The organism is Paraburkholderia silvatlantica (assembly GCF_003096715.1).
Classification (GTDB): domain Bacteria; phylum Pseudomonadota; class Gammaproteobacteria; order Burkholderiales; family Burkholderiaceae; genus Paraburkholderia; species Paraburkholderia silvatlantica.
Window position 1 is genome coordinate 61170 of record NZ_QEOL01000016.1, and the last position, 12311, is coordinate 73480.

The window sequence follows — 12311 nt, forward strand, 5'->3', positions numbered from 1 at the left end:
TTCGATCAGGGGCTGAGGTCACGGGTTCGCAGCGGCGCCCTGCGTCCGGCTCGCTTCCACGTTCGCGGGACCACCGGTCGCGCTTGCGCCCGCCGCCGCGGCGTCGGAGGCCGGCGTCACCGCACGCGCGGGATGCTGCGCATCGTGCAGCTGCCCGGACCAGCCACCGCCCAGGTCGCCGATCAGCGAAGCCGTGTCGAGCAGCCGCTGCTGACGCACGTTGAGCGCGCTCTGCTGGTTGGTCACCTGGGTAGCCAGCGCCGTGGCGACCGTCGTGTAGTCTACGGTCCCCGCCACGTATTCGTTTTGCGCGATCTGCGCGCCGCGTATGGCGTCGCGTACGGCGGCGTCGAGCACGTCGGCCTGCTGCGCGAGGATGCGCAACCCCGAGAGATCGTTCTCGACACCCTGGAACGCCGTCAGCACCGTGCCACGATAGTTCGCCACCGCCGCGTCGTAGCTCGCGCGCGCGGCCGCGACCTGGCCGCTGCGCTGGCCGCCGTCGAAGATCGTCTGGGTCGCGCTCGCGCCGAGCGACCACACATAGTTGCTCATGTGCAGCAGGCCCGAAAGCGGCGACTGCGTGAAGCCGTCGAGCGCGGTGAGCGAGATCGACGGATAGTATGCGGCCACGGCCACGCCGATCGCCGCATTGGCCGACGCCATCTGGCGTTCGGCGATCGCAATGTCGGGCCGCCGCTGCAGCAGCGTGGAGGGCACGCCAGCGGGAATGGCGGGCAGCGCGGGAAGCTGCGTGCTGTGCGGGATATCGACCTCTTCGGGGTTGCGGCCCACGAGCACCGCGATGGCATGCTCGTTTTGCGCGCGCGCCACGCCCAGCGCGATCAGGCTCGCGCGCGCCGATTCGAGCTGCGTGCGCGCTGAAATCAGGTCGGACGGCGGCACGGTGCCGGCCTGGTCCTGGTTGGCCACTACGCGCAGGAAGTCCGTGTACGCCTGCACGGTATGCGTGAGCAGGTCGATATCGGCATCGGTGATGCGCAGATCGATCACGGCGTTTGCCAGTGCGATTTGTTCGGATAGCGTAGCGTTCGCGAGCGTCGCCTCGCTCGCCTGGGCCGTGGCCGACTGTTCCTCGATCTGGCGGCGCACCTGACCCCAGAGGTCGATGTCCCAGCTCGCGTTCGCTTCGAGCGTGCCGCCGTTGACGATGCGCGCGCCGCCCGGCGTGGATGTGATGCTGCTCACGCTGCTGAGCGTGCCGGTGGAGGAGCGCTCGCGCGCGAGCGAGCCGGTGACGCCGATGACCGGGAAGAGGCTCGCGCGCGCGACGCGCACTTCGGCGAGCGCTTGCTGGTAGTTAGCGTAGCTCTGCCGCACGGTCTGGTTCGAGACCTGGACGAGCGGTTCCAGCTCGTCGAGCAGCGGGTCCTGGAAGGCGGTCCACCAGTCACCCTTGGGTCCCTGAGCGGCTTCGGGTTCGGCCTGGGTCCAGCCGGGCAGTTCCTTCCACGTGGCGGGCACGGCGACCTGCGTGCGGTGGTAGTCCGGCCCGACCATGCAGCCCGCGAGCAGCAGCGCCGCGATGAAGGGGGTAAATGGCAACGCGGGCGGCAGCGCGCGCGTGGCAGCGCTTGCGGCGGCGCAGATCAGCATTCGCATGAGCGATGGATTAGGGCGAGTCTTCATCATGATGCGCTCTCATCGGCCTGGCGATTCCACGGCAGGCGCGCGGCCCAGCGCGCGAGGCGTGCGCGCAGGCGGTCGAGGAACAGGTAAATCACCGGCGTGGTGTACAGGGTAAAGACCTGGCTCAGGAGCAGGCCGCCCATGACCGTCACGCCGAGCGGCTGGCGCAGCGAAGCGCCCTGGCCGATGCCGATGGCGAGCGGCAGCGCGCCGAGCACGGCCGCGAAGGTCGTCATCATGATTGGGCGCAGGCGCACCACGGCGGCTTCGTGAATCGCGCGGCGCGCCTCCAGGCCCTCGTTGCGCTGCAACTGGATGGCGACGTCGACCATCATGATGCCGTTTTTCTTCACGATGCCAATGAGCAGAATGATGCCGATCATCGCGATCACCGAGAACGGCGTGCCGAAGATCAGCATGGCGAGAATCGCGCCAATGCCGGCCGAAGGCAGTGTGGAGAGGATCGTGAGCGGGTGGATGGTGTTTTCGTACAGCACGCCCAGCACGATATAGACCACGGCGAGCGCGGCGAGAATGAGCAGCGGCACGACGCTCATGGACTGCGCGTAGGCCTGCGCCGCGCCCGCGAACGCACCGTGGATGGAGGCCGGCATGCCGATGTCGCGCTCGGCCTGCTCGATGATCTTGCCGGCCTCGGAAAGCGAGCCGCCCTTGGGCAGATTGAACGAAATCGTGCCCGCCACTTCGGTGCCCTGGTGATTGACCTGGGTGGCCGTGTGGCGCGTTTTCCAGTCCATGAGCGCCATGAGCGGCACCATGGTTTCGGCGGCCGTGCTGTCCGCGCTGCCGCTGGAGCTGCCGCCCTTGCTGTTCGCGATCGCGTTGTTTTGCTGGTTGGCCACCGCGTTCGCGTTGCGCTCGTTGGTGTTGCCGCTCGTTGCGCCCCTCGTGGTCACGGCCGTGAAAGGCGTGACGCCCGAGATGACGCTCGCGGGCATTTGCGTTTGCGCGGCGCCGCTGGCGTTGCCCGCTGCCGTGCTCAGCCAGATATCCTGGAACGACTGCGGAAACTGCCAGTACTGCGGCGCCACTTCCATCACGACGAAGTACTGGTTGATCGCGTTGTAGATGGTCGAAACGGTGCGCTGGCCAAAGGCGTCGTAGAGCACGTTGTCGATCTGGTTCGGGTCGAACCCGTAGCGTTTGGCGGTCGTGCGCTGCACCGTCATGTAGGCTTCCAGACCGTTTTGCTGCAGGTCCGAGTTCACATCCGACATCTGGCCGCGGTGCTTGTTCAGTTCGTCCACAAGGCGCGGCACCCAGGTGAAGAGGGCGTTGGCGTCGTCGCTCGTGAGCGTGTACTGATACTCGGCCGCCGACTGCCGCCCGCCGATCTGCAGGTCCTGTTGGGCCTGCATGAATAGCCGTGCGCCCGAAACGGCATTGAGCCTGGGACGCAGGCGGTTCACGACCTCGGTGGCCGAAAGACGGCGCTCCGCGATCGGCTTCAGTTCGACGAACACGGTGGCCGAATTGAGCGCCCGTCCGCCCGTGAAGCCCGCCACCGATTGCACGGCCGGATCGGCCTTCACGATGGCCTGCATCTGCGCGAGCTTCTTCTCCATGGCGGTGAACGAAATGCTCTGGTCCGCGATGATCTGCCCGATCAGAATGCCGGTGTCCTGCTCGGGGAAGAACGTGCCGGAAAGCAGCCGCGCGAGGAACACATTGCCCACCAGCAGCGCGAACAGGACGAAGATCGTGAGCCGCGCGTGATTGAGCGCGACGTCGAGCGTGCGCGAGTAGAACTGCTTGAAGCGCTCGAACTGCGCGTCTATCCACACGGCCACGCGCGAGGGCTTGCGATGCAGCGCCTCGCGCTTTAGCACGTACGCACACATGGTGGGCGTGACGGTGAGCGAGATCACGAGCGAGATGAGGATCGCGATGGAGAGCGTCATCGCGAACTCGTGAAAGAGCAGGCCGACGATGCCCGGCATGAGCAGAATGGGCAGGAACACGGCGATGAGCGAAAGGCTCATGGAAAGCACCGTGAAGCCCACTTCGCCCGCGCCTTTGAGCGCCGCGTCCTTCGCGTCCATGCCCGCCTCGAGGTGGCGCACGATGTTCTCCAGCACCACCACGGCGTCGTCCACCACGAAGCCCGTGCCGATGGTGAGCGCCATGAGCGAGAGATTGTCGATGCTGTAGCCGAGCAGGTACATCGGCCCGAACGTGCCCACGATGGAAAGCGGCAGCGCCACGGCCGGGATGAGCGTGGCGCGCGGCGAGAGCAGGAACACGAACACCACGCCGACCACGAGCAGCACGGCGATGAAGAGCGTGCGTTCGGTGTCGGCCACGGAAGCGCGCACGGACTCGGAGCGGTCGATCGCCACGTCCACCTTGATCGTGGCAGGCAGCGCGGCCTCGATGGAGGGCAGGCGCGCGCGGATCTGCTGCACCGTCTTCACGACGTTGCTGCCGGGCATCGGGTAGACGATCACGAGCACGGACGACTTGCCGTTGTAGAGGCCCGCGTTGCGGATGTTTTCGTTGGAGTCGACGACGGAAGCCACGTCGCGCAGGAACACGGGCGCGCCGTTGCGATAGGCGATCACCACGTCGCGAAACGGCGCGGCCTTGCTGATCTGGTCGTTCGAAATCACCGTATAGCGCTGGTCGCCCTGGTCGATATGGCCTTTCGCGCTGTTCGCGTTGGCCGCGCCAATCGAAGCGCGCACGTCTTCGAGGCCGATCCCGTAGCTGTTGAGCTTGCCCGGCTGCAGCTCCACGCGCACCGAGGGCAGTGCGCCGCCGCCCAGCGTGATCTGGCCCACGCCGTCCACCTGCGAGAGCTGCTGCTGGATGACCGAATCGGCGGAATCGTAGAGCTGCGCCTTCGTGAGCGTGTCCGAGGTGAGCGCGAGCACCATGATCGGCGCGCTCGCGGGGTTGTACTGGCGGTACGTCGGGTTGCTGCGCAGCGTGGTGGGCAGGTCGGCGCGCGCGGCCTGGATGGCCGCTTCCACGTCGCGCGCCGCGCCGTTAATGTCGCGGTTCAGGCCGAACACGACCACGATGAGCGCGGTGCCGGTGTTGCTGATCGACGTGAGCTGGCTCACATCCGCAATGGTGCCGAGGCGGCGCTCGAGCGGCTCGGCCACGGTGGACGCCATGATGTCCGGGCTCGCGCCCGCCATGTTGGCCTGCACCACGATCACCGGGTAGGCGATGTTGGGCAGCGGCGCGACCGGCAGCCGGAAAAAGGCGAGCATCCCCGAAATGAGGATCGCGATCGCGAGGAGTGACGTCGCGACCGGCCGCCGGATGAAAAGCGCCGAGAGGTTCACGGCGTGCCCTCGGGCGCGGGGGGGGCGCGATTGCCGGTACCGCCGTCCTCGTGGCTATCAGGCGTGCGCTTGCGGCCGAAGCGTTCGGCCAGGCGGTCGAAGAACAGATAGATCACGGGCGTCGTAAAGAGCGTGAGCATCTGCGAAAGCGTGAGCCCGCCGATGATCGCAAGACCCAGCGGGCGGCGCAGCTCCGACCCCGTGCCGCTGCCGAGCAGCATGGGCAGCGCGCCGAGCATGGCCGCGAGCGTGGTCATGAGAATGGGCCGGAAACGCAGCAGCGACGCCTCGAAAATCGCCTCGCGCGGCGGTTTGCCCTGCACGCGTTCGGCTTCGAGCGCGAAGTCCACCATCATGATGGCGTTCTTCTTGACGATGCCGATCAGGAGCACGATGCCGATGATGCCGATCACGTCCAGGTCCTTGCCCGCGATCATCAGCGCGAGCAGGGCGCCAATGCCGGCCGAGGGCAGCGTCGAAAGAATCGTGACCGGGTGCACGTAGCTCTCGTAGAGCACCCCGAGCACGATATACACGGCCACGAGCGCCGCGATCAGCAGATACCCCTCGCTGGCAAGCGAATCCTCGAACGCCTGCGCCGCGCCCTGGAACGACGAGGTGATCGAGGGCGGCAGGTTCGCGGCGGCTTCTGCCTTGCGCACGTCGCGCACGGCGGCGGAAAGCGACGCGCCATCGGCGAGATTGAACGAGATCGTGACCGAAGGGAACTGTGCGAGGTGGCTGATCATGAGCGGCGAGCGCGTAATGCTGATCTTCGCAATGCCCTTGAGCGGCACCTGGCCTTCGCTGCTCGTCTGGCTCGGCAGATACAGGTCGCCGAGCGATTCGACCGTGGGCAGCGCCTCAGGCTTCGCCACGAGAATCACGCGGTACTGGTCCGACTGCTGGAAGATGGTCGAAACGATGCGCTGGCCCAGCGCATCGTAGAGCGCGTTGTCGATCGTCGCCGCCGTGATGCCGTAGCGCGCCGCGAGCTGGCGGTTCACTTCGACGTTCACGGAAAGGCCGTCCGTGTTGAGGTCGCTCGTGACGTCGCGGATCGACGCGATCTGCTTCATGCGCGCGATGAGCGCAGGCACGTACTGCTCGAACGCGTCCTGGCTCGGCCCGCGCAGCACGAAGTTGTACTGGTTGCGCGAGACCGTGGTGTCGAGCGTGAGGTCCTGCTCGGGCTGGATGTAGAGGCGCACGCCCGCGACCTTCGCGACCGACTGCTGAATGCGCCGCCCGATTTCGTCGGCGGTTTCGGAGCGGTCGTCGTGCGGCTTCAGGTTGATGAGGAAGCGCCCGTTGTTGAGCGTGTTGTTGATGCCGTCGATGCCCACGTACGAGGTGAGCGACACGACATCGGGGTCCTTGAGGATTTCCTCGGCCAGCGCGGACTGGCGCCGCACCATCGCCTGGTAGGAGATGGAGTTGTCGGCCACGCTGATGCCTTGCAGCACGCCCACGTCCTGCACCGGGAACAGGCCCTTCGGAATCACGACGTAAAGCAGTCCGGTGAGCACCACCGTCACCAGGAACACGACGAGCGTGAGCGTCTGGTGGTCGAGCACCCAGCGCAGGCCACGCTCGTAGGCGTTGAGCGTCTTGTTGAAAAGCCCTTCGCTGATGCGCTCGAAGCGGCTGGGGTGGCGCTCGGCCTGAGCGCGCAGGATGCGCGCGCACATCATCGGCACGACGGTGAGCGAGACGACGGCCGACAGCACGATGGTCACCGCGAGCGTGACGGCGAATTCGCTGAAGAGGCGTCCGATCACGCCGCCCATGAAGAGCAGCGGAATCAGCACGGCGATGAGCGAGATCGTCAGCGAAAGAATCGTGAAGCCGATCTGGCCTGCGCCTTTTAACGCCGCCTGCAAGGGTTTGTCGCCTTCCTCGAGGTAGCGCACGATGTTCTCGATCATCACGATAGAGTCGTCCACCACGAAGCCCGTGGCGATGATGAGCGCCATGAGCGAGAGGTTGTCGATCGAGTAGCCCAGCTCGTACATGATCGCGAGCGTGCCGATCAGCGAGACCGGCACCGAGATGCTCGGAATGATGGTCGCGGGCAGATTGCGCAAGAACACGAAGATCACGGCCACCACGAGCGCCACGGCGAGCACGAGTTCGAAAGCCGCGTCGCTGACCGAGGCGCGGATCACGCCCACGCTGTTCGACACCACCGTGACCTGCATGCCCGCGGGCAGCGCCGCTTCGAGCTGCGGCAACTGCCGCATGATCTGGTTGACGGTGGCGATCACGTTCGCGCCCGGCTGGCGCTGCACGTTCAGCACAATGGCGGGCGTCTTGTTGTACCAGGCGCCGCGCTCCACGTCCTGCGCGGCCGTGGACACGCGCGCCACGTCGCGCATGAACACGGGCGAGCCGTTCTGATAGGCGATGACGGTGTCTTCGTAGTCTTTCGGGTCCGAGATCTGGTCGTTCGAATTGATCGTGTAGTTCAGCTCGGGGCCGTCGAAGTTGCCCTTCGGGTTGCTCACGTTGACGTTGGCGAGCAGCGTGCGCAGGTCGTCGAGATTCAGGCCGAAGGCGGCGAGCTTCTGCGGGTCGGCTTCGACGCGCACGGCGGGCACGTTGCCGCCCGCGGTGGTGACGAGGCCCACGCCCGGCACTTCGGAAATCTTCGTGGCGAGGCGGTTGTTGGCCGCATCCTGCAACTGCGTGAGCGACATCGACTTCGACGTGACCGCGAGCGTGAGGATGGGCTGGTCGGCCGGGTTCACCTTGGCATAGGTCGGCGGCGCGGGCAGGCCGCTCGGCAGAAAGCTGTTGGCCGCGTTGATGGCCTGCTGCACGTTCTGCTCGGCCACGTCGAGGCTCAGCGAGAGGTCGAACTGCAGCGTGATGACCGAGGCGCCCTCGGAGCTGTACGAGATCATCTGCTGCAGGCCCGGGATTTCGCCGAGCTGCACTTCGAGCGGCGCCGTGACGGTGGTCGCCATCACGTTCGGGCTCGCGCCCGGATAGAAGGTCTGCACCTGGATGGTGGGATAGTCCACCGCGGGCAGCGAGGAAACCGGCAGGAACTTCATCGCGACGAGGCCGATCAGCACCATCGCGATCATCAGGAGCGAAGTCGCGACCGGCCGCAGGATGAAGAGACGCGAAATATTCATTGGCGCTGGGTCCGGGGCTCAACCCGCTTGCGAGGCCGCGGCGCTCGCGTCGGAGGCGTTCGGCGCCGTGGCGCCGGGCTCGCTCGACGCGCCCGGGGCGCTGCCATGATGCGGCGCGCTGGCGGCGCCCGCGTGCGTGGCGGGCCTCGGCCCCGCGGGCTGGATCTTCGCGCCGTCGTTGAGGCGGTCGAGGCCGTCGGTCACGACATGCTGACCCTGCTGCAAGCCCGCGGAGATCACCGTGTAGCGGCCATCGCTCGGGCCGAGCGTGACCTTGTGGACCGACACCGTGTTGTCGGCGTTCACGAGGTACACGTAGTCGCCGGGCGCGCCAGTCTGCACGGCGGGCGTCGGCACGAGCACGGCGTTCTGCAGCGTGTCGACGAGCAGCCTTACGTTGACGAACTCGTTGGGAAAGAGCGCCTCGTCGTCGTTGGGCACGCTCGCGCGCAGCGTGACCGTGCCGGTGGCCGTGGCCATCTGGTTGCTGAGCGCGAAGAGCGTGCCGGTGGCGATCTGGCGGGTGTTGTCGCTGCTGAAGACGGTGATCGGCAGCTTTGCGCCGGCGTTGACGCGCTCCAGCACGCTGCCGAGCGACGTTTGCGGTATGGCGAACTGGACGGTGGTGGGCTTCATCGTCGTGATGACGGCAATGCCCGTGGAACTGGACGACGTCACATAGTTGCCCGGATCGACCAGGCGCAGGCCCACGCGCCCCGACACCGGCGCGGTGATGCGGCAGTAGATGAGGTCGAGTTCGAAGAGCCTGACGTTGGCGATATCGGCCTTCACGGCGGCCTCGTTCTGCATCACGAGAAACTTCTGGTCGGTGAAGGTCTGCTCGGCGATGGACCGCTGTTCGTGCAGCTGGGTAAAGCGCACGAGGTCGGCGCGCGACTGGGCGAGCAGCGCCTCGTCCTTCGCGAGTTGCGCCTGCGCCTGCTCCTTGCTGATCTCGTACTGGCGCGGGTCGATCTGTGCGAGGAACTGGCCCTTCACGACATCCTGGCCTTCCTTGTAGCCCACCTCGGTGAGGTAGCCGCTGATTTGCGGCAGAACCGTGACAGTCGCGATCGGCGTGACGGTGCCGAGCGCGTTGAGCGTCACGGGCATGGGTCCGAGCGTGGCGGCGGCCACGGTCACGACCTGCGGCGCCGCGCCATGCTCTGTCTTCTTGTTGCGCATGATGTGCACGATCACGAGCACGATCAGTGCGATCACGACAATGGCGAGAATGATCGGGCCGAGCCGGCGGCGCCTGGGCGCCTGCGGGGGAGGAGCGGGCGGTGGCGGGGGCGGCGAGGGTGGCTGGGGCGCGGGTTGCGTCTGCGGGACGTCGCTCATGCCTGCCTCCAGGAGGTCGGACCACCGCGCGAGGCGATGCGGAGAAACCCTATCGGCGCGCTCAACGGCTTGGCCGCTGCGAATTGCTGCCGGGGACTGTCGAGTTGCTGCATACGCATTCTCATGATTGTTATGCCGTCGATGCCGGGCCATCGTGCGGTAAAGGTGCAGCGAGGGCCGAGACCCGCAGTCTAACCAACTCGTGCGCCAATTTCGAAACGTTAGTGATTTGTAAGGTTTTCCGGCGTTTACAACGTTCGGGCCGGTTGGAGTGCGTGCGTCGGCCGCGGTGTGCAATGCATCGCAGAAATGCTTGTTTGCGTGCACGCCTTTGACTGTCTAGATTGGAAGGGGTCAACGCCTCGCAAGGAGTCCGCAATGTCGAAGCTGTCGATGCTGTCCGTGCCGGCGTGGTTCGCGCGGCTCGGCCGGACGAATCACCCGCCGCCCACGTCGCAAGCCGATGAGCCCGAACTGCGCGACGCGTCGCGCGAAACCGAGCATCTCGAACGAATCGCCACCTATGCACGGGCCGGTTACTTCAATATGGGCTATACGCCCGACATGTTTCCGCTAGTGGGCGATCTGCCACCGCATTGAGCCGCGCCACGGTCTACGCACGCGTTACTGCGCCGCGCTTTCCTCTGCTGCGAATCCCGCTGCACCGCCAAGGGTGCCGGTGGGCCGGAACTCGCTGGGCGGCACGCCCAGTTCGCGGCGGAACATGTCACTGAAGCTGCTGGGGAGATAGCCCAGCAAACGCGCCACGGCGCTCACGGGCTCGCCTTGCGCGAGGCGCGACACCGCGAGCGCGAGCTGCACCTGGCGGCGCCACTCCGCAAACCCCATGCCAAGCTCGCGCGTGAAGAGCCGCGAGAGCGTGCGCACGCTCGCGCCCACCCACGCCGCGTGCTGTTCGAAGCCAATATCGGCCGAGGGGTTGTCGATCACCGCGCGGCACAGCGTGGCGAGGCGGCGGTCAGACGCATCGGGCAGCGGGATGCGCAGCGTGGAGCGCGGCGCCTGGGCGAGTTCGATCGATGCGAGGCGATAGGCAGCGTCGAGCCAGGCGTCGTCTTCGCGCGCGCGTTCCGCGAGGCCCGTGATGAGTTCGCGCAGCAGGCCGTTGACCTCGAATACTTCGCACCGCTCGCTCAGGTGCCGGCTGTCGCGTTCGTGCAGATAGAGATTGCGCATTTCGACGGCGCTCAGCATGTGAATGGCGTGCTGCGTGCCGGGCGGCAGCCACACGGCACGCTGCGGCGGCACGACGAGCGCCTCGCGCTCCACCTCGACCCACATCACGCCGGAGACGGCGTAGAGGACCTGTGCCCAAGTATGCGTGTGCGGCTCGATCCGGAGGCCGCGCGGGTATTGGCGAGCGAGCGAACGGCCGCGCCCGGGCTCGTCGTCGAGTTCGGGCGGCGCGGCTTGGGGCATTGGGGGTCTCCGGGTGACAGGTGAGGCGTGCGAGCCTCGTGTGGCGATCGTCACGCTAGCATGGTTGGACGTGTGCCGGAAGCGCGGCCGAGGCGCTGCCGCGCTGTCGCGGTGCGCCAGGCACCGGTAATATGAGACGATTGGCGGATCGCGCCAGCGCCCCGTATCCCCCTTCATGAACGCAACCGATCCGGCACTGCAAGACGAAGACCCGTTGGGCCTCTACACCCGCGGCGCCGGCCGGGCACGCGAATGGTGGCGCGTCTCGCCTTCCGGGCGCGCGCATATGTACCGCATCGAGCACGGCCAGGGCGAAGACGGTGCGGTCGGTGAAGTCGACATCGACACCGAAATCGATCTGGACAATCTCGAAGCGAAGTTGCTCAAGTGGCGTCGCGAGGGCTTCGTTTCCGAAGCGCAGCGCGCCGATGAAGCGCGAGCCGCACAGGCGGGCAGCGCATTTTCCGTGGCCTTGCAACGGGCTGTCGAAGCGGCGTGCGAGGCCAAAGCGGCTCAAGTCAGGCTGCAAACCCACACGCCCTTCGTGCGCATCGGCAATGTAGACCTGCCGCGCGGCGAGCCGAACGCGCTCGTGCCGCGTGTGAACGCGGCCTACCTCTTCACCGGACGCGGCGGCGACATCGTTCAGGATATCGTAGAAAATCGCCGCGTCATGCTGATCGGTCATACAGGTTCGGGCAAGACGAGCTTCATCGAGCAGGTGGCGGCGCGCGCGGGCTATGGCGTGCTGCGCGCGAACATGAACGGCCAGACCACCATCGGCGACTTTGTGGGCTTCTGGACCGTGAAGGGCGGCGAGACGATCTGGGTGGACGGCGTGCTGCCCGTGGCGATGCGCGAGGGCTACTGGCTGATCATCGACGAACTCGATTTTGCCGAGCCGTCCATTCTCGCCGTGCTCACCGCCGTGCTGGAACCGAACGGCCGCCTGCTGCTCAAGGAGCGCGGCAACGAGATCGTCGAGCCGCATCCGTCGTTTCGCCTCTTCGCCACCGCGAACGCCGCGGGCGCGATGAGCGCGTACCGCCACCTGTACCAGGGGGCGAACCTGCTCAACGAGGCGTTTCTCGACCGCTGGCGCGTCTACCTGTTCGACTATCTCTCACTTGAAGAGGAAACCGAAGTATTGCTGCGCACGCTGCCGGTGATCACGCGGCAGCTCGCGCACACACTCGCTGCCATCGCCGCCGACTGCCGGGCCGCGTTCGCCCGCGAAGATCTTGCGAGCGCGTTCTCCACGAGGCGCCTGATCGACTGGGCCGAACTCATGCTGCGCACCGGCGATGTCGAACGGGCGGCGGGGCCGGCGATCTACGCGAAGGTGAGCGCGGACGATGCGGCGCTTATCCGCAGCGTCATCCGGCATCACGTGATCTTCGACGCGTGAGTGCGGAGGCGC

Annotated in this window: 7 protein-coding genes; 2 read left to right on the forward strand and 5 right to left on the reverse strand. The window is 66.6% G+C overall.

Annotated features, from left to right (window positions below):
* Positions 1-18: 18 nt before the first annotated feature.
* Genes C7411_RS21140 through C7411_RS21155 form a run of 4 tightly spaced genes read right to left on the reverse strand, consistent with a single transcriptional unit; the run spans position 19 to position 9451 of the window.
* Positions 19-1653, reverse strand: coding sequence for an efflux transporter outer membrane subunit (locus C7411_RS21140; RefSeq protein ID WP_258365436.1), 1635 nt, complete (start codon positions 1651-1653; stop codon positions 19-21).
* Positions 1650-4964: an efflux RND transporter permease subunit gene (locus C7411_RS21145; RefSeq protein WP_110386012.1), complete on the reverse strand. Its 3315-nt coding sequence runs from the start codon at positions 4962-4964 to the stop codon at positions 1650-1652. The genes C7411_RS21140 and C7411_RS21145 overlap by 4 nt, the downstream gene beginning before the upstream one ends.
* A complete protein-coding gene (locus C7411_RS21150) occupies positions 4961-8107 on the reverse strand; it encodes an efflux RND transporter permease subunit (protein ID WP_110386013.1) in 3147 nt (1048 codons plus the stop codon). Before C7411_RS21150 ends, C7411_RS21145 begins: the two co-directional genes overlap by 4 nt.
* An 18-nt stretch (positions 8108-8125) precedes the next feature.
* A complete protein-coding gene (locus C7411_RS21155) occupies positions 8126-9451 on the reverse strand; it encodes an efflux RND transporter periplasmic adaptor subunit (RefSeq protein WP_110386014.1) in 1326 nt (441 codons plus the stop codon).
* A 378-nt stretch (positions 9452-9829) separates the two neighbouring features.
* On the opposite strand from C7411_RS21155, the gene C7411_RS21160 reads away from it, so the two are divergent.
* On the forward strand, positions 9830-10051 hold the full coding sequence (locus C7411_RS21160; protein ID WP_110386015.1) for a hypothetical protein: 222 nt from the start codon (positions 9830-9832) through the stop codon (positions 10049-10051).
* Between the two features lie 24 nt (positions 10052-10075).
* Here the strand turns inward: C7411_RS21160 and C7411_RS21165 are convergent, their stop codons facing one another.
* The gene (locus C7411_RS21165; protein ID WP_110386016.1) at positions 10076-10891 is read right to left on the reverse strand and encodes an AraC family transcriptional regulator; all 816 of its coding nucleotides are present in this window, start codon (positions 10889-10891) and stop codon (positions 10076-10078) included.
* Between the two features lie 175 nt (positions 10892-11066).
* On the opposite strand from C7411_RS21165, the gene C7411_RS21170 reads away from it, so the two are divergent.
* The gene (locus C7411_RS21170) at positions 11067-12299 is read left to right on the forward strand and encodes an AAA family ATPase (RefSeq protein ID WP_110386017.1); all 1233 of its coding nucleotides are present in this window, start codon (positions 11067-11069) and stop codon (positions 12297-12299) included.
* Positions 12300-12311 lie beyond the last annotated feature (12 nt).